The organism is Haematobacter genomosp. 1, assembly GCF_002196855.1.
Lineage (GTDB): Bacteria > Pseudomonadota > Alphaproteobacteria > Rhodobacterales > Rhodobacteraceae > Haematobacter.
Genome location: NZ_NIPW01000007.1, coordinates 151,053 through 170,164 on the forward strand (window position 1 = coordinate 151,053; position 19,112 = coordinate 170,164).

The 19,112-nt window shown below is 66.7% G+C and carries 12 protein-coding genes and 1 pseudogene; 3 read left to right on the top strand and 10 right to left on the bottom strand.

The window, feature by feature from the left end; all coding sequences use genetic code 11:
- Positions 1-180 precede the first annotated feature (180 nt).
- From fes to CDV49_RS05215, 10 genes and pseudogenes are all read right to left on the bottom strand, one after another.
- Positions 181-1,755, bottom strand: a complete 1,575-nt coding sequence (fes, locus tag CDV49_RS05165) for an enterochelin esterase (RefSeq protein ID WP_088214495.1) — start codon at positions 1,753-1,755, stop codon at positions 181-183.
- Positions 1,749-3,854 (bottom strand): TonB-dependent siderophore receptor, encoded by a 2,106-nt coding sequence (locus tag CDV49_RS05170; protein ID WP_088214496.1) that lies wholly within the window; start codon positions 3,852-3,854, stop codon positions 1,749-1,751. Before CDV49_RS05170 ends, fes begins: the two co-directional genes overlap by 7 nt.
- 386 nt (positions 3,855-4,240) lie before the next feature.
- Positions 4,241-4,936 (bottom strand): annotated as a pseudogene (locus CDV49_RS05175) (glycerol-3-phosphate dehydrogenase C-terminal domain-containing protein); the annotation flags it as partial.
- A gap of 584 nt (positions 4,937-5,520) precedes the next feature.
- Positions 5,521-6,213, bottom strand: a complete 693-nt coding sequence (locus tag CDV49_RS05180) for a response regulator (RefSeq protein WP_218821890.1) — start codon at positions 6,211-6,213, stop codon at positions 5,521-5,523.
- Entirely contained in the window at positions 6,210-8,885 is a 2,676-nt protein-coding gene (locus CDV49_RS05185; RefSeq protein WP_088214498.1) for a sensor histidine kinase, read from the bottom strand. Before CDV49_RS05185 ends, CDV49_RS05180 begins: the two co-directional genes overlap by 4 nt.
- Before the next feature lie 8 nt (positions 8,886-8,893).
- A complete protein-coding gene (kdpC, locus tag CDV49_RS05190) occupies positions 8,894-9,472 on the bottom strand; it encodes a potassium-transporting ATPase subunit KdpC (RefSeq protein WP_088214499.1) in 579 nt (192 codons plus the stop codon).
- A 14-nt stretch (positions 9,473-9,486) separates the two neighbouring features.
- Positions 9,487-11,499, bottom strand: coding sequence for a potassium-transporting ATPase subunit KdpB (kdpB, locus tag CDV49_RS05195; protein ID WP_088214500.1), 2,013 nt, complete (start codon positions 11,497-11,499; stop codon positions 9,487-9,489).
- Positions 11,500-11,553: 54 nt separating this feature from the next.
- Positions 11,554-13,236, bottom strand: coding sequence for a potassium-transporting ATPase subunit KdpA (gene kdpA, locus CDV49_RS05200; protein WP_088214501.1), 1,683 nt, complete (start codon positions 13,234-13,236; stop codon positions 11,554-11,556).
- A gap of 744 nt (positions 13,237-13,980) precedes the next feature.
- Positions 13,981-14,664: a flavin reductase family protein gene (locus CDV49_RS05210; protein ID WP_256947248.1), complete on the bottom strand. Its 684-nt coding sequence runs from the start codon at positions 14,662-14,664 to the stop codon at positions 13,981-13,983.
- Positions 14,665-14,667: 3 nt separating this feature from the next.
- Complete coding sequence (locus tag CDV49_RS05215) at positions 14,668-15,354, bottom strand: GntR family transcriptional regulator (protein WP_088214504.1); 687 nt, start codon at positions 15,352-15,354, stop codon at positions 14,668-14,670.
- Positions 15,355-15,516: 162 nt separating this feature from the next.
- Between CDV49_RS05215 and CDV49_RS05220 the strand changes: the two genes are divergently transcribed.
- From CDV49_RS05220 to CDV49_RS05230, 3 genes are all read left to right on the top strand, one after another.
- The gene (locus CDV49_RS05220; protein ID WP_088214505.1) at positions 15,517-17,076 is read left to right on the top strand and encodes an ABC transporter substrate-binding protein; all 1,560 of its coding nucleotides are present in this window, start codon (positions 15,517-15,519) and stop codon (positions 17,074-17,076) included.
- A 79-nt stretch (positions 17,077-17,155) separates the two neighbouring features.
- Complete coding sequence (locus tag CDV49_RS05225; RefSeq protein ID WP_088214506.1) at positions 17,156-18,121, top strand: ABC transporter permease; 966 nt, start codon at positions 17,156-17,158, stop codon at positions 18,119-18,121.
- A gap of 47 nt (positions 18,122-18,168) precedes the next feature.
- Positions 18,169-19,110, top strand: coding sequence for an ABC transporter permease (locus CDV49_RS05230; RefSeq protein ID WP_088214507.1), 942 nt, complete (start codon positions 18,169-18,171; stop codon positions 19,108-19,110).
- The last annotated feature ends 2 nt before the right edge of the window (positions 19,111-19,112 follow it).

The following is a 19,112-nucleotide window of genomic DNA, read 5'->3' on the forward strand; positions in this document are numbered from 1 at the left end:
CCCGCAACCGGGGCTTCCGATATCGCATCCCGGTCTGCCGGACCGATCCTGCGGCAGGCTTTCCTGCCCCCCACACCGATGAAAAACGCGTGATCTCCGGGCCGTCGCATGCGCGACGTCAGGTGATCTGCTGCATGGAACACCACGCCCCCTGATGGCTCTGGTCACGCGGCGTGCAAGTCACTCTCCGAAAAGGGCGATCAACCCATCGGCCAGCGCGCCCCGCCAGACGAGGTAGTCATGCCCCCCGGCATAGGCGCGCCAGCCGACATCGTAGCCCTTCAGCCGCAAGATGTCGCGCAGCTCACGCGAGGTCTCGAAGATCCCGGCGGACTCGGGGCGCGCTGTCTCGAATGTTCCCGCGCTCAGGAAAAAGCGGAGCGGCAGCCTGTCCCGGTCGGCGAACTCGGCGGCCATCCACGGGGTCCCGTCGGTCTGGGCGTGATCCGGCGCCCACCAGAAGGAGCCGGACATGCTCAGCACGTTCCCGAATACCTCCGGGCGGCGTAGGGCGACGGTCGCCGCCGCCAACCCGCCATAGCTTGCACCGGCCAGCACAGTGCGCGCCGGATCGGGCAGAATGCCCATCCGCACCGCCACCTGCGGCAGCAGCTCATCCGCCAGCGCATCGGCAAACCCGTCGTTTCCGGGAAGCTCCCGCGCGCGCGTCCGACCGTCGATGGAGGGGATCAGCACCGCCAATACGGGGGGCAACCGGCCCTCCCCTGCCAGCCGATCCAGCATGTCCGGCACCTGCATCTGCTCCAGCGCGGCTTCCCCGTCAAAGATGAATGCAACGACCAGACGCGGATCGCGCGGGTCCATGCCGCGAGGGTGGAAGAGCGTGATCTCCCGGCTGTTGCCAAGCCGGTCGCTGTGAAAGGTCATGCGCGCCATCACCGGATCGGCCGCTGTCCCGGTCGGCGTGCCGGGTTGAGGGGGGGCGTTCTTCAGGGTGACGGTGGAGGACTGGTTGAACCGGTCGATGGCCGTCGCGGGCCAGGGCGTGCGGTTCAGCGGATCCGCCTGCGCGGTGGCCAGCAGCGCAGCCCGCCGCACGCGGGAACTGCCAGGCACGTCGGGCACATCGGGGGCGAGCTTATAGGACAGGCGCGCACCGTCCGGCACACGGAAGCTCTTGAACCAGATGTCGCTGCCGTCCAGCCGCTCCAGCCATTCATGATCGTTGGACGGCCCGCCGAACAGACGCACATTGCGGCTGGCTCCGCGCCACAGGAAGGTCAGGATGGCCTCTCCCTCCGCCGCGTCCTCAACCAGCGGGGTGCCGGACGCGCCGACTTCCCGCCAGAAGGCCTCGGTGTCCTCACCACGCGACAGGCTTTCGGCCATCGCAGCGATCCGGGGGCTGAGGAAGGCGCGCTCCGGCGGGATCTGCTCCCCCGGCGGCACCACCCGGTCGAGCCGCACTGCCACCGGGGTCGCGGAGGTGATGCGGAGAAACGCGTCGCCCTCCGTCATCGCCTGAAAATCGACATCTCCCCGGCGATCCTCGGCCAGGCGGCGGAGATGGCTGCCGTCTTCGCGCAGCAGATCCGCGGTAACGGGTTGCTCCGCCCCGCTGATCCGCCCCGCAATGTAGCTTCCCGGCGGCGCGGCGATACGGAGGCTGACCGGCCCGCCGCCCGCATCGACCGACAGGGTCGCGCCCGGGTGAAGCAGCTCCTGCGCCTGCGCCCCGCAAACTGTCATCGTCATCGTCAGCAGGAACGCCAGCGGCAGGGCACGGCTTACCATGTGTAGTCGAGGCTCAACGTCGCATGGCGTTCCGCACCGACCCAGCAGGCATAGGCGCTGGCACAGGAGGAGGCGTAGAATTCATCCGTGAGGTTGGTGATGTTGAGCTGCGCCCGCAGCCCGCGATAACGCGGATCGTAGGCGCCGAAATCATAGCCGATCGCCATGTCCACCAGCGTCACCCCCGGCACGGTAAAGGCGTTGCCGCGCGCCCAGCTTTCACCGACATAACGCACACCCAGCCCCGCATCCCAGCCGCTGCCGAACGCATACTTCCCCCAGAGCGAGGCCTGATGCCGCGGGACACGGTCATTATGGGTGCCGATCTCCTCCCGGATGGTCGATTTGGAGACCTTGGAGTCGTTGTAGGAATAGCCGGCGATGAGGGAGAAGGCCTCCGTCACCTGCCCCCGTCCCTCCAGTTCGAACCCGCGGGACCGGATCTCCCCCACCTGTTCGTAAAGAGCGGTTGCATCGTCGTATTTCAGGACATTCGTCTGGCGAAGATCATAGACTGACGCGGTGACGGTCAACGTATCCGCCCGATTGGCCCATTTCACGCCGAGTTCCACCTGCTCGCCCTCTGTCGGGTCGAAGGGCGCCTGTCCGGTGCCCGCGACCTGCGTCACCGGCTCGAAGGAGGTGGAATAGCTCGCATAGGGCGAAAAGCCGCTTTCCATTTCGTAAAGAAAGCCGAGCCGGCCCGTCAGAGCCTTGCTGTCGAACTCCTCGGTGCTGTCCGCCAGCAGGTCGGTGCTCTCGTTTTTGGCCCAGTCGTAGCGCAGGCCCGCCTGCATGTGGAGCCGGCCCCACGTGGCCTGATCCTGCAGATAGACGCCGGTCTGCCGCACACGGGAAATGCCCTCCGACTGGCCGCGGGGATCGCCGGTGATCACCACATTGCCATAGACCGGGTCGCGCCAGTCGATCGGATTCGCACTCGCCCCGTAGCTGGACCGGTCGTTGACGCGGGTGTATTGGAAATCGACACCCCCCAGCAGGACATGCTCTCCACCCAGAGCGTTCAGGCGGTATTCGAGTTGGTTGTCGATTGCCGCCTGCCGTGTCTCCGAACGGGCCTCGGTGACGGTGCGGCTGATGGTGCGGTCATCCTGCCCGAGCGATCCCCAGACCAATGTGCGCTGGTCCCAATGGCCGGTGCTGTAACGGGCCTTCTGGCGGAAGGTGAGTTGATCGCTGATCTCATGCTCCACCGACCAGCCGAAGCCGACCGCGGTGCGCTCTGACCCCTCGAAATCGGGATCGCCCACCAGAAAATCACCCGGGATATAGCCGTAACGGGTTGGGCGAAGCGTGCCGCGCGCTTCCCGGAAGTTGCGATATCCCGCATCCGGCTCCCGCTGATAAAGCGCATAGGCGGTGACCGTGGTGCGGTCGGTCGGTGCCCATTGCAGGGAAGGAGCGAACGTCAGCCGCCGTGTCTCCAACCCTTCTTCCTGCGTATCGGCCTTCTCCGCCAGACCAAGCATCCGCCAGGACAGCGTATCGCTCACCTTGCGGGAGATGTCCAAACGCGCGCCTGCCTGCTTGCGCGTCCCGAAGGTGAGACCGGCGCGGGTGCCCTCGCTGCCATCGGCCTTCTTCAGTTCCATGTCGATCAGGCCGCCCGGATTGGACTGGCCATAAAGCAGGGAGGCGGGCCCTTTCACCACGGCCACGGATTGCAGAAGCCAAGGGTCTATCTGCTGCCCGGATCCGCTGAGGATCAGCCCTTCCAGATAGCGGGGCACATAGCCGAAGCCGCGCACATAGCTCTCATCCGAGATGTTCGAGGTGCCCCGGTATTCCGACGCCACGCCGGGCGTATAGCGCAGCGCCTCCGCCACGGAGGACACCGCCTGATCCTCCATCTGCCCCTGCGTCACGACGGAGATGGAAGCAGGCGTTTCCGCAAGCGGCGTGCTGGTCTTGGTCCCGGCGGTGGAGGTGCGGGCACTGTAACCCCGCGTACCGTCGCTGGAGATCACCACCTCATCCATTACGGTAGGAGCATCCTGCGCATGGACGAGCGGCGGCAGCGCTGCAGCGATGGAGAACGCGGTCAGAAGCAAACGCCCGCGCGGCGATATCTTTCTCATAACACTGTCCCTTGGTTTGGCGGACAGGCTACGCTCGACGTGGCACCGCGGATGTGGCCGCTACGAATAGGAGCGACCGGCAGCGTTGTCCATCGCCACTTTGTCTCCCCCCGCCGGAAGCTCCTCCCTGTTGCGGCGCGGTATCACGGGGTGTCGCGATCCCGAGAGGAATGTCCCAATAAGGTGCAGCGGGCACGACGGAGAAAGACAAACCTGTCCACTCCTGGACCGACATGCCCGCTCCGCCCGCGAAGCAGTGCGTTCGCTCTGCCACAGAATGCTGCCGAAAATCGGATCGTTCCGGGCAAGGTCTTTCTGGCGACGCATGGCAAAGACGCCATGCCACCCGGATCATTTCAACGCGCTGCCCAATGGCCATCTCGTCGCTATTCAGGGGCTTTGCGCGCCTCCCGTTCGGCGCCGCTCATGTGCAGGCCGAGCTTCGTGCGCCGCCACAGAATATCTTCGGCGGTGCTGGCGTATTCCTGCTCCGTCAGCCAGCCGACCTCCGCCTCCGTGAGCGTGCCGCCGAAATCGCGGCCCAGATCGGCGATGGAACGGGCCTCCCCCAGCAGGGCGAAGGCCTCCGTGCCATAGGTCCGCACCAGCCGCGCCGCATGGGACCGGCTCAGGAACGGATAGGCCGTGCCGAGCCTGTCGATCAGCGCCGCCACGCCATCGACCGGGAAATCGCCCCCCGGCAGCGGCACCCGCGCCGTCCAGTCGGGTTTCAGGCCGGGAAGATGCGGGGCAAGCTTGCGCATCGCATCCTGCGCCAGACGCCGGTAGGTGGTGATCTTGCCGCCAAAGACGTTGAGCAGCGGCGCGCCGTTCCCGTCCAGGCTCAGCACGAAATCCCGTGTCGCCGCCGTGGCCGACTTCGCCCCGTCATTGTAGAGCGGCCGCACCCCGGAATAGCTCCAGACCACATCGCGGGCGGCAATGGGGCGGGCGAAATAGCGGCTCGCGAAGGCGCAGAGGTAATCCCGCTCCTCATCCGTGCATCGCGCCTCCTCCGGCGGGCCCTTATGATCCTGATCCGTGGTCCCGATCAGGGTGAAGTCCTGCTCGAAAGGGATGGCGGATCGTAGGCATCTCCGAAAACGACCGGGCCTTCCCTCGCTGCAGTCGATGGCTCGAGCCTGCGCTGCCTGGTGGATGAGCTTTGCCTGAAAACAAAGACAAACGGAGTATCATACGCGATCAGAAGCCGGTGTTCCTCCGAGGCGCATCTCCGGGACGCATTCAGGCGCAGGCAGCACATTCCGCCGATTTGCGAGCAAAACGAAGAATGGCAATCGCGGCGTATCAGACCCTGAGGCTCGCATCCGATCTACCGAAGATCACTGCCAGCCGCGCCGAAACCCGTCATAAACTGTAAGCGGTGGGGAGGGGAGCGGCGACCCCAGGGAGGAGGAGGGGGTCGCCGCCATTTTCCGAGGCTCGGGGAGGAGGAGTGAGCCTTGGGAAACCCGTGGGCGCATCGTGGCGCCTGTGAGTTACTTTTCGCACTGCAGCATGGGATGTGCAACAAGATTCACGCATCTCTTTAATCAATGCTGCATTGCAAAACACGCATGGCTTTGAAAATCAGCGGCTTGCTACCTGCTACAGGGAACAGGCCCTCACGCTGCACAGCAGCAATACATGCGGCAATGCAGCGGATTCAATGATCAGACAACCGGTAGCCCACGCCCGGTTCTGTGAAAATCCAGCGCGGGTCGGCGGCGTCATCGCCCAGCTTCGCGCGGAGGTTGCGGATATAGACCCGAAGATACTGGCTGTCCTCCGCATGCCCCGGCCCCCAGATCGCGCGGAGCGCCATCTCCTGCGTCACGAGCCTGCCGGCGTGGCTGGCCAGCAGCCACAGCAGATCGAACTCGCGCCGGGTGAGCCGGATGTCCACCTCCGCCAGCGACGCGCGATGCTCCGCCGCGTTGATCGTCAGCGGGCCGAGCGTCAGGATCGCGGGCGCGGCATCTCCCGCCCGGTCGCGCAGAAGGCCGCGAAGCCGCGCGAGCAGTTCGCCGGTGGAAAACGGTTTCGTAACGTAATCCTGCGCGCCCGCGTCCAGCGCGGCGATCTTGCCCGCCTCGTCGCTGCGCACGGAAAGGACCAGCACCGGCAATGCCGACCATTCCCGCACCGCGCGGAGCACGCTCACCCCATCCGCATCGGGCAGGCCGAGATCGAGGATCATCGCGGCGGGCGATTCCAGGGCCGCCTTGGCGATCCCTTCGCGCGCCGTCCCGGCCTCCGAGACGACATGGCCCTCCGCCTCCAGCGCCACACGGAGAAAGCGACGGATCGGGGCCTCATCCTCCACGATCAGGATACGGGCGGGCCGGTTTTCCATCATTGTGAGACCTCCGGGTTCCACAGCGGCAGTTGCATCACGATCCGGGTACCGCGACCATCCGGCTCCACCGCCTCGGCGCGGATGGTGCCGCCATGCGCCTCGACGATCCCCTTGGCAATGGCCAGACCGAGACCGGTGCCTGCCTGTGCCCCATCGCCCTGGCCCGCGCGCCAGAACATGTCAAACACCCGCTCCGCCGCGCCGGGCGGCAGCCCCGGACCATCGTCCTCCACCGTGAGGATCGCCCGCGCCCCTTCCGTCCACGCGGCGATGCGGATGGCAGCACCCTGCCCGGCATATTTGCGGGCATTGTCGAGGATGTTCACCAGCACCTGTTCGATCAGGATGGGGTCCACCTCCACCGCCGCCAGATCGGCGGGAATACGCACTGCAACCGGGTGGCCGCGAAGCGGAACGCGGAGCCGGTTGCGCGCGCTGCCCACCAGTTCGCGCAGATCGGTGGCGGCCGTCCGGGGCCGGAGCGCCCCATGGCCAAGCCGGGTCATGTCGAGCAGGTTCTGGATGTAACGGTCGAGCCGCTCACCTTCCTCCCGGATGGTGTCTACCAGCGTCTCGCGATCGTTCTCCGCCAGCCCTCTGCGCTCCAGACCCTCCGCCGCTCCCAGAATCGAGACGAGCGGCGTTCTGAGATCATGGCTGACGGATGAGAGCAGCGACGACCGCAGACGCTCCGTTTCGCTCGCGAGCCGCGACTGCGCCAGATCGTCCGACAGGCGGATGCGTTCGAGCGCGAGCACAACCTGATCGGTCAGCGCCTCCAGAAGCCGCCGGTCTCCCGGACCGGTTTCCCGCCCGCCTGCGGGGGCTATCCCCATGACGCCAAGCCGCCGCTCCGGCGTGGAAAGCGGCAGGAAAAGCCAGCGGGAGGCGGGCAGCGTCGCCGAACCCCGCCCCGCGGGCTCACCATGATCGAAGGCGTAGCGCGCGGCGGAAAGCTCCCGCGCGCCCAGATGATCCTCCGGCGGAAAGGCGCCCGCCACTGCTAGCCCTCCGGTGTCATCGGCCAGGAGCAGGATCGTCTCCGCCTCCAGCACCCGCGCCACGTGGCTGACCGCCGCCCAGACGACATCATCGAAGGAGGCGGCGGAGGCGGCCTTGCGGGAGAAATCGTAGAGCTTGCGCGTCCGGTCCGCGATAGCCCGCTGCGCAATGGCGCGCGCCCGAAGGCGGGCGGCAAGATTGCCCGTCAGCACCGAAGCGATGAGGAACAGCAGGAGCGTCAGAAACTGACCCCGATCCCAGATATGCAGGGTGAAGTAGGGCCGCGTGAAGAAGAAGTCATAGACCCCGAAGCTCAGCGCCGCCGTCACGATGGCGGGCCAGCGCCCGAACCGCGCCGCGACCGCCACCACCGCCGTCATGTAGATGAGCGGGAGGCTCAGCACCGGCACCCAGCGATCCGCCCCGAGCGCGATGACGGTCGCCGCCCCCACACCAAGGAGCGCGACAGCCCCCATGCGCGCCGCCTCGGGCGGATCCATGCGGAGCCTCCTTCGGTCAGGCCGCGCCCCCTCCGCATCGGCGACCAGCGTTATCTCGAATCCCGTTGCCGCACGGAGCAGCGCCGAGACCGTCGCCTCCCCGGGCCGCGCGAAAAGACGCCCCATCCCCGCCCGCTTTCCCGGACGCGGCAGGACAATGCGCCGGACGTTGTTGCGCTCCGCAAAATCGAGCACCTCCGCGGCGCCGGATCCGTCCACCTGAAGGACCGACACGTCCGCCCCCAGCCGCTCCGCCAGCCGCAGGGCCGCTGCCCCCTCCCGGCCGGGCGCGCGCGCCTCCTCCCGCAGGCTGATCAGCCCCAGCGCCAGCCACTCCGCCCGCGCCCGGTCGGCGGAGCGCTTCGCGGTGCGGATCGCGTCCCGCCCGTCCGCCCCTTCCGGCAGGACGACGAGAATACGGTCCTGCGCGGGCCACGGCCCGGTGATCGCGTTGGCCGCCATGTGCTGGCGAAGCTCCGCATCCACCCGGTCCGCAGCCGTGCGCATGGCAAGCTCGCGCAGCGCGGTAAGGTTGCCCTTGGCAAAGAAATTGCCGACGGCGCGCGCCGCCTGATCCGGCACATAGACCTTGCCCGCCCTCAGCCGTTCGATCAGCTCGTCAGGCGGCAGATCGACCAGCTCGATCTCATCCGCTTGCGCCAGCACCTGATCCGGCACCGTCTCCCGCACCCGGATGCCAGTGATGCGGGCGACGGTGTCGTTCAGCGTCTCCACATGCTGGACGTTCATGGTGGTATAGACGTCGATCCCCGCCGCCAGCACGTCCTGCACATCCTGCCAGCGTTTCTCATGCCGCCCGCCGGACAGGTTGGAATGGGCAAGCTCGTCTATCAGCGCGAGACCGGGGCGCCGTTCGATCAGGGCATCGACATCCATTTCCTGCAGGATGCGCCCGCCGTGGAGGACGGGGCGGCGGGGCAGTACCTCCAGCCCGCGCAGCATGGCCTCCGTCTCCCCGCGCCCATGGGTCTCCACGACGGCGACCAGCACACGAACGCCTTCGGCCGCGCGGTTCCGCGCGGCCTCCAGCATGGCATAGGTCTTGCCCACTCCCGGCGCGGCACCAAGGAAGATCTTGAGCCTGCCCCGCCCCTCGCGTCGGGCCTCGGTCAGCAGGGCTTCGGGTTCGGGCCGCGGCGTATCGGGCATCGCTCTCCTCAACTGCCGGCAGCAGGCGCTATCCGGGCCACCGCGTCAAGGTCGAGGTTGACCAGGAGGACATTGACCCGCCGCTCCCCATAAAGGCCGAGCCAGCGTCCCTCCGTCCGGGCGGCGACGATGCGCAGCACCTCGCCTTCCGACATGCCCCGCGCCGCGGCGATGCGGCGCGCCTGACCCCGGGCATTCTCCGGCGAGACATGCGGATCCAGCCCAGAGCCGGAGGCGGTCAGCGCATCGGCTGGCGCCGGGGTGCCGTTCGCCGCCTCCCACGCCGCCCGCCGGGCCGCGACCTGCTCCGCCAGCAGGGCGGAGGTCGGTCCGAGGTTGGAAGCGCCGCTCGGCATCGTCGCATGATCCACGGCGGAGGGCCGGGGGTGAAGATAGCCCGGATCGCTGAACGCCTGCGCGATGAGCGGCGAACCGACGGCCCGGCCATCCTGCAGGATCACGCTGCCCGCCGCACCCGACGGGTTGAGCACACCGCCGAGCCCCGTCACCGCCAGCGGATAGGCAATCCCGGTGAGCGCCGTCATGGCAAGAGTCATGGCCAGGGCCGGTCGAACAAGGGTAAACATCTGTCAATCCTCCGTTAAGCAAGGCCAAGCGCGGCGACGGCCATGTCGATGGCCTTGATCCCGACAAATGGCACGACAAGCCCGCCCAACCCGTAGAGCGCGAGGTTGCGGCGGAGCAGTGCCGCAGCGCTCGCAGGCACATACTTCACGCCGCGCAGCGCGAGCGGAATCAGCGCCACAAGGATCAGCGCGTTGAATATCACCGCTGACAGGATGGCACTCCTCGGGCTGGCCAGACCCATGACGTTGAGCACCGCCAGCCCCGGATAGGCCGCGACGAACATCGCGGGCAGGATGGCGAAATACTTCGCCACGTCGTTCGCGATGGAGAAGGTCGTCAGCGCCCCCCGGCTGATGAGCAGCTGCTTGCCCACCATCACCACCTCGATGAGCTTGGTCGGATCGCTGTCGAGGTCGATCAGGTTCGCGGCCTCCTTGGCGGCGGGCGTGCCGGAATTCATCGCGACCCCCACATCCGCCTGCGCCAGCGCGGGCGCATCGTTGGAGCCGTCGCCGCACATGGCGACGAGCCGCCCGCCCGCCTGCTCCTTGCGGATGTAGTCGAGCTTCATCTCCGGCGTGGCTTCGGCGAGGAAGTCGTCCACCCCCGCCTCCGCGGCGATGGCGGCGGCCGTCAGCGGGTTGTCCCCGGTGATCATCACCGTGCGGATACCCATGGCGCGGAGTTCGGCGAACCGCTCCCTGACGCCGGGCTTGATCACGTCCTTGAGGTGAATCGCGCCGAGGATCCGCGCCCCGTCCGCGACCAGCAGCGGCGTGCCGCCGCTTCGCGCGATCTCCTCCACCCGCGCTCTCAACGCCGGGTCCGCCGCGATACCCGAGAACCGTTCCACCGCATCGACCGCGCCCTTGCGGAGCGTCCGTCCCGGCAGATCGACGCCCGACAACCGCGTCTGCGCGGAAAAGGCGACCGCCTCTCCCCCCTGCGGTGCCAGCCCGGCCACCCGCTTCCGCGCGAGATCGACGACCGACTTGCCCTCCGGTGTGTCGTCGGCGGAGGAGGCGAGGAATGCCGCCTCCGCCAGTTCCGCCTCCGTCACGCCCCGCGCCGGAATGAACGCATCCGCCATCCGGTTGCCGAAGGTGATCGTGCCGGTCTTGTCAAGCAGCAGCGTGTCCACATCGCCCGCCGCCTCCACCGCGCGGCCCGACTTGGCGATGACATTCGCACGCACCAGCCGGTCCATGCCCGCAATACCGATGGCGGAGACCAGCCCGCCGATCGTCGTCGGGATAAGCGTCACGAACAGCGCCGCCAGCGTGATGACCGGGATGACGATGCCCGAATAGCGCGCGAACGGCTCCAGCGTGACGACGACGAGCAGGAAGATCAGCGTCAGCCCGGCGAGCAGGATGTTCAGCGCGATCTCGTTCGGTGTCCGCTGCCGCTCCGCCCCCTCCACCAGCGCGATCATCCGGTCGAGAAAGCTCTTGCCCGGCTCCGCCGTGATGCGGAGCACAAGCTCATCCGACACGATCCGCGTGCCCCCGGTGACGGAGGAGCGGTCGCCGCCGGACTCGCGGATCACCGGCGCACTCTCTCCGGTGATGGCGCTTTCATCGACGGAGGCCACACCGCGCACCACCTCCGCATCGGTGGGGATCAGGTCGCCCGCGCGGACGAGCACCAGCTGACCGGCGCGGAGGCTGGCGGACGGCACCTCGCGGGGCGCGGGGTCATCCTCGCGCGTCAGCAGCTTCACCATCGTCTCCGCCTTGGTGGCCCGCAGCGCATCCGCCCGCGCCCGGCCCCTGCCCTCGGCCAGCGCCTCGGCGAAGTTGGCAAACAGCACGCAGAGCCAGAGCCAGAAGGCGATCTGAAGGCTCACCCCCGCCCCCGCCGCGCCCGAGATGAGGTCGCGCAGCGCCAGAACGGTGGTCAGCAGCGCCGTGACCGCCGTGGTAAAGATCACCGCATTGCCCATCAAGGCGCGGGGATCGAGTTTCAGGAAGGCAGCCCTCAGCGCCGCCCTGTAAAGGCCGCTCTGGCCCGTTGCCGTGGACATGTCCGTCGTCCTTATTGGGAGAGAAACGACCCCGGCCCGCCGGGGTCGTGAAGCTCAGAACGTCTGCCCGGCGATCAACGCCGTCTGTTCCGCGATGGGGCCAAGCGCCAGCACCGGGAAGAAAGTCAGCGCGCCGAGGATGGTCACGGTCAGCACGAGAAGCGTGACGAACAGCGGTCCATGCGTGGGAAAGGTGCCCGCCGTGACGGGGGCGGGTTGCTTTTCCGCCAGCGACCCCGCGATGGCCAGCATCGGCACGATGATCGCATAGCGCCCCAGGAGCATGAGCAGGCCGAGCGCCGTCGTCTGCCATTGGGTCGCCGCCCCCCAGCCCGCGAAGGCCGAGCCGTTGTTGCCCACGGCCGAGGAATAGGCATAGAGGATTTCCGACAGCCCGTGTGGTCCCGCGTCCTGCACGGAGGCGAGTGCCGCCGGAACGCTGGCAGAGATCGCGCCGCCGACCAGAATTCCCAGCGGCATGGAGAGGAAGGCCAGCATCGCCAGCGTCACCTCGCGCCCCTCGATCTTCCGGCCGAGGTATTCGGGCGTGCGCCCGACCATCAGCCCCGCCAGAAACACCGCCAGCACCACGTAGAGCAGCATCCCGTAAAGACCCGCGCCCACACCGCCGAAGATCACCTCGCCGATGGCCATGTTGACGATCGGCACAAGCCCGGAGAGCGGCATGAAACTGTCATGCATCGCGTTGACCGAGCCGTTGGAGGCCGCCGTCGTCACCTCTGCCCAGAGCGCCGAAAGCCCCGCGCCGAAGCGCAGCTCCTTGCCTTCCAGGTTGCCCGCCCCCGTCAGCGCGCTGCCCGCCGTCTCGCCCCACCAGATCACGGCGAGGCCCACGAGGAACATCACCCCCATGGCGGCAAAGATCGCCCAGCCCTGACGCGGATCCTTTGCCATGCGGCCGAAGAAGAAGCAGAAGGCCACCGGCAGCAGCAGGATCGCCCAGCATTCCAGCATGTTGGTCAGGATCGTCGGGTTTTCCAGCGGATGCGCGGAGTTGACCCCGAAGAAACCGCCGCCATTGGTGCCAAGCTGCTTGATCGCGATCTGCGAGGCCGCGGGTCCAAGGGGGATCACCTGCTCCGCGCCTTCCAGGGTGGTGACATGCGTGGCCGTCTCCAGCGTCTGCGGCACGCCCTGCATCGCAAGGATCAGCGCCACGACGAGCGACAGCGGCAGCAGGATGTAGAGCACCGAGCGGGTCATGTCCGTCCAGAAGTTGCCGAGCGCTCCGCCCTTCGGCCCGGTGAAGCCGCGGATCACGGCCACCCCCACCGCCATGCCCGTCGCGGCGGAGGTGAAGTTCTGCACCGTCAGCCCCGCCATCTGGCTGAAGTTGGAAAGCTGGGCCTCGCCCGAATAGGCCTGCCAGTTGGTATTGGTGACGAAGCTCACCGCCGTGTTGAAGGCAAGGTCCGCCGACATGCCCACGACCCCGCCGGGGTTCAGCGGCAGCCAGAATTGTAGCCGCAGGATGGCATAGAGCAGGAGCAGCCCCAGCAGGTTGAAGGCCAGCACCGCCATGGCGTAGCCGCGCCAGCCCTGCCGCGTCTCCTCCCTGATTCCGGCGAGCCGGTAGAAGCCACGCTCCACCGGGGCCAGCAGCGGGGAGAGGAAGGTGCGCTCTCCTGCATAGACGCGGGCCATGACAATCGCCATGAGCCACCCTCCCAGCGTGAGCGCGGCGCAGAACAGGACGTATCCGATGATATCGTGCATCTCCGCCCCCTCAGAACCGGCCTGGTCGCAAGAGAGCGAGCAACAGGAAGCAGAATATCCCCGCCGCAACGGCGAGGCCAAGGATCAGGTCGAACATCCAGCGCCTCACAACCGGTCGATGAGACGCACCGCACCGGCAAATGAGGCGAGGGCGCCAATGCCGAGGGTGAGGTAAATCAGGTCTGCCATAGCAGTTCTCCCGCAGGTTTCCTGCGAGAGATGTGCGGCTGAAGCCCGTCAAGCGGCTATGGGAGAATGGGTGGTTTCGCGTAAAGACGGCGTAAACGCGATACCGGCTCCGTGTGCAGGGGGCTCCACCCGCGCCACGGCGTGGGTCCGGTCGCCGCTCGTGGTTCCGCATCGGGGGAGCCGGTCCCCTCCCCCGCCGTCCCGTGTCGGGGGTCCGCAGCGAACCGCCGCCTCGGCGGCCTTGGCAGGCTGCCGAAAAGGCTTCCGGATCGGCATTGGCGCGAAGACAATCTGCCGAAATCCAGCCGGAAATCGGCACGTTCCGGCTGAGGCTGTGTCACGACGCGGTTCCGGCCCTGGGGGTTTCAACTCCCTACAGTAGCACTTGCATCCACATCCACGCGCGATGGCCATTTTCTGGCCTGACGGGGGACTTTTATTCTACACCACTGCCATGGTGGCGAGTGTTGACACACCCTCGGCTCCTTCCGGGGCCGATTTCCAGAGCATGATGCTTCGGAGCTGTTTCCAGCCACCTCTCCGGGCGAAGCCCCGCTACGTCCGCCCCGCCCGCCAGGCCGCGAGCGACGGGGTGGCAAGGTCGAATGTCTCGCCCGAGCGGCAGTAGCCATGCCCGCCCATCCGGCCAAGCGCATCCAGCCCCACCGGATCGACATGCAGCCGCTCGTTCACGAGGGAGGAGCGGATGTGCAGCGCCACGACCTCTCCCAGCACGATGGCGCGGGATGGCCCGATCTCCAGCGTGATGTGGCGGCGACACTCCAGCGCAGCGGGGGCTTCGGCGATGAACGGGCTTTTGACATGCGTGCCCGGAAGCACCGTCAGCCCCGCCGCGGCCACCTCATCCTCGCCCGTGGGAAAGGCGACGGCGGTGGTGTTCATCGTCTCCAGATTGGCGAAATCCACGATGTTCACCGTGAACTCCCCGGTCAGCCGGATATTGCGGGCCGTATCCTTCTGGCTCAGGTCGTCATGGTTCTCCACCCCGATGGCAAGGATGGCCGGATCGGCGGAGAGGACGTTGAAGAAGCTGAAGGGCGCGGCATTCACCCTTCCTTCCGGATCGACCGTGGTCACCCAGGCGATGGGGCGCGGCACCACCGTGCCGATCAGCAGCTTGTAGCGCTCCTTCGGAGAAAGCGCGGCAAAGTCAAAGCGCTTGAACGCATCCGTACCGGCAGATGTCTCAGGCGACGTGTCGGAAGTCATACAGTCCATTTCCTACTCCGGGGCTTCGGCATAGCGGCTCAGGATCGCCGCGATATCGGCGACCTCATCGGTATCGACGCGGGCGCGATCCTCAACTGCATGCAAATGTGCGTCCATGATCCGCACGGCGGTCTCCCGATCCTGCACGCGCAGGGCGTCGATCAGGCGGACATGTTCCTCGATCCCGCATTCCGCCGAATGGGGCCGCCCGAAGCGGGCGAGGATCAGCGATGAGCGGGACACGACGGTATTGACGAAGTCGATGAGCAGACGGGACCCTGTCAGTTCGGCAAGAAGGATGTGGAACTCCCCCGACAGCCGGATGGAGCGGGGAGACGAGGCGCGGACCGCCCGCGCCTCCTCCCGCACATGGCTGGTCAGCGCGTCGATAGCATCCTTCGACATGCGGGTGCAGAGCCGGTCGATCACCTCCCGCTCCAGACAGCGGCGGAGGGCAAAGACCTCCTCCGCTTCCTCATAGGTCGGCATGGCGACGGACGCGCCACGATTGGGCTTCATGTCCACGATCCCCTCCGCCGCGAGCCGCATGAGCGCGTTCCGGGCCGAGGTCCGGCTCACCCCGAACGTCTCGCCGATCTGGTCTTCCGGCAGTTTCACGCCGGGTTTCAGCGCCTGCTCCAGGATTGCCCGCCGCAGGGAGGCGTAGATCGCATCGCTGCGGCTATGGCTGGTCGACATTTTGAATCCAGGAGTTGTTTGCATACTCACGGTATGGCGCATGAATTGTTATGTCAATTATGGATACATTAATTTCTTGCTATTGTATGCAATTTGTAAAATTATCTTCGCATACATGAGAAGCGTAGAATCGCTCGATTCACTCAGGGAGTTCGTTGCGACATGTCCAGGCTGACCCGCCTCTTTCTCGCCAGCGCCTTTCTTGCTGGCCTTGCTCTGCCCGCTGCGGCGGAGAATACGCTCCGCTGGGGGGCAAGCCGCGACATCGGCTCGCTCGACCCCTACTCCTATGGCGACAGCTTCACGCTCGGCGTGCTGAACCACGTCTATGAGGGGCTCGTCCGCTACAACCGCGATCTGAAGATCGAACCGGCGCTCGCCACCTCATGGGAGATCGTCTCTCCCACCACGTGGCGCTTCACCCTTCGGCAGGGCGTGAAGTTCCATGACGGGCAGGATTTCACCGCCGAGGACGTGCAGGCCTCGCTGCTCCGCGCCACGGATCCGAAATCGCCGCTCCGCGGCAACATCCCCGCCTACAAGGCCTCCCGCGTGATCGACGATCATACGATCGAGATCGACGTGTCGGAAAACTACCCGCTCCTGCTGAACGACCTGACCACCATCACGATCTTCGACGCGGGCTGGCTGAAGGAGAACAATGCCGAAGCGCCCACCGATGTCGGTGCCGGCACCGAAGGCTACGCCACCTACCACACCAATGGCACCGGCCCGTTCAAGGTGGAAAGCCGCCAGCCCGATGCAAAGACCGTCTTCGTGAAATACGATGGCTGGTGGGACAAGGTGGAACACAACCTTGACCGGATCGAATTCACCCCCATCGCGTCGGACGCGACGCGCGTGGCGGCACTGCTGTCGGGGGATATCGACTTCACCGACAAGGCGCCCGTGCAGGACATTCCCCGGCTGGAGGCCTCACCCTCCGTCAAGCTTCTGGAAGGCACGGACCTGCGCACGGTGATGATCGGCTTTTCCCAGCGGGATGCCCTGCTCTCCGGTGCGCCGAACCCGATGAAGGATGTCCGGGTGCGCGAGGCGATGCAGATCGCCATCGACCTCGACCTGATCCAGAAGCGCGTGATGCGGGGCAAGAGCCGCACCGCAGGTGCGCTGGTCGCCCCGCAGATCCCGGGCTACGACGCCGCGCTCGATACGCCCGCCGCCTATGACCCGGACCGGGCCAAGGCCCTCCTGAAGGAAGCGGGTGCCGAAGGGTTCGAGTTCGACTTCAACTGCGCCGACACCCTCGTGAACGAGGAGCAGGTCTGTCAGGCCATCGCCTCCATGTGGTCGCGCGTAGGCCTGAAGCCGAAGCTCGACCAGGGGCCGCGCGCCGTGCAGACGCCCAAGCGGTCGGCGGGCAAGGTCGATGTCTATACGCTCGGCTGGGCCACGCTTCCCATGCTTGATGCATACAGCATGACAAGCCAGGTTCTGCATACGAAGGAAGGCTCGTTCGGCATCTTCAACTGGGGCGGATGGTCGGACAAGGAGTTCGACCGCGTGACCGAAGCCTCGGCCGTTGAACTGGATCAGCCGAAACGCCTCGCGATGAGCGCGGAAGCGCTGGGGATCGCGAAGAAGAACGTGCTGATGATCCCGCTGCACCAGCAGCCCCTTACCTGGGCGACCGGGGCGGATGTGGCGGAGCTGCCGCTCTTTGCCGACAACCTGCCGCGCCTCTGGCTGACCCGCAAGTAACCCATCCGCCAGTCAACCATCCGCCAGTGACCCATCCAAGGGTCACCTCTGCACCTCACACCATCGGCAGGACACGGCCATGCTCGTCTTTCTCGTCAAGCGTCTGGGCAATGCGATCCTCGTGATGCTGGCGGTCGCCTTCTGCGCCTTCATGATCTTCCGCTTCCTCGGCGATCCGGTGGAGATGATGGTCAACGAAAGCGCCACGCAGGTCGAACGGGACGAACTCCGCCAGCGGCTCGGGCTGGAGGATGACGTTCTCACCCAATACGCCCGTTTCGTCGTGAACGCGGCGCAGGGGGAGTTCGGCATGTCCTGGCGCAACCAGCAGGAGGTGATCTCCCTCATCGGCGAACGCTTCCCGGCGACGTTCGAGCTTGTGCTGATGGCCACGATCCTGTCGCTGGTCATCGGCATCCCGCTCGGCGTCTTCACCGCGATCGGCCGGGGCCGCTGGTGGGCGGAGGGGTTGCAGTTCACTTCCATCATCGGGGTGTCGCTGCCCTCCTTCATCGTGGGGATCCTGCTGATCCTGATCTTCTCCGTCACCCTCGGCTGGCTGCCGGGTTACGGGCGGGGGGATGTCGTGCAGCTCGGCTGGTGGTCCACCGGCTTTCTGACCCCCTCCGGCCGGGCGGCCCTGGTGCTGCCCGCGCTCTCCCTGTCGCTTTTCCAGATCACGCTGGTCATGCGGCTCGTCCGTGCGGAAATGCTGGAGGTTCTGCGCACCGACTTCATCAAGTTCGCCCGCGCCCGCGGCGTGCCCAAATGGTCGCTGTGGTTCCGCCATGGGCTGAAGAACTGCCTGATGCCTGTCATCACGCTGACTGCCATGCAGATCGGCAACCTCATCGCCTTCGCGCTGGTGACGGAGACGGTGTTCCAGTGGCCCGGCATGGGGATGCTGTTCATGCAGGCGGTGACCTTCGTCGATATTCCGGTGATGGCGGCGTATCTGTGCATCGTCTCCTTCATCTTCGTCGCGCTGAACACGGTGGTGGACATCGCCTATGCACTGATCGACCCGCGCCTGCGGGCTGCCTAATCCCCTTGCCCGCGCCCTGTCCCGCCAGCACCCCCCGGAGCCTGCCCATGACGGACACCCCCCTCCCGCCACTGCGCCGCAGCCGGTTGCAGAAGTTCCGCGACAGCGACCTGTGGTGGAGCTTCTGGCATCACCCTTCCGCGGTGATCGCGGCAGCGCTGCTCCTCCTGCTCATCGCGGCGGCCTTTCTCGCGCCGTGGATCACGCCCCAGAACCCTTATGATCTTGCCGCGCTGGAGCTGTGGAACGCGGAACTGCCGCCGATCTGGCAGGAGGGCGGCCAGTGGCCCTATATCCTCGGCACCGACCTTCAGGGGCGGGACATGCTCTCTGCCATCCTCTACGGCTCCCGAGCCTCCATCGTGATCGGCGCGGCCTCCGTCGCCGTTTCGCTGGCGGTCGGGGCAACGCTCGGGCTGATCGCGGGGTATTACGGCAAATGGGCGGATACGGTGCTGATGCGGGTGGGGGATGTGCTTCTCTCCATGCCCACGATGCTGATCGCCATCCTCGTCTCCGCCGTCGCGCGCCAGATGCTGCCGCCCGGCTGGCGGGAAGCCGGCGCCTCCGGGGTCATCGTGCTCGCCATCTCCCTTTCCGCCTGGGTGCAATATGCCCGCACGGTGCGCGCCCAGACCATGGTGGAGCGCGGCAAGGAATATGTGCAGGCCGCGCGGCTGATCCGCGTGCCGCCGCGCCGCATCCTGCTGCGCCACATCCTGCCCAATACCACGACACCGCTTCTGGTCGCCGCCACGCTGAACTTCGGCCTCGGCATCCTGATCGAGGCGACGCTGTCCTTCCTCGGCGTCGGCATGCCGCCGGAGCAGCCCTCGCTCGGCACGCTGATCCGCATCGGCAACCAGTATCTCTTCTCCGGCCTGTGGTGGATCGTGCTCTTCCCGGCCCTGCAACTGTGCCTGCTCGTCGTCTCCATCAATGTTCTGGGCGACTGGCTGCGCGATGCTCTCAACCCGAAACTGCGGTGACT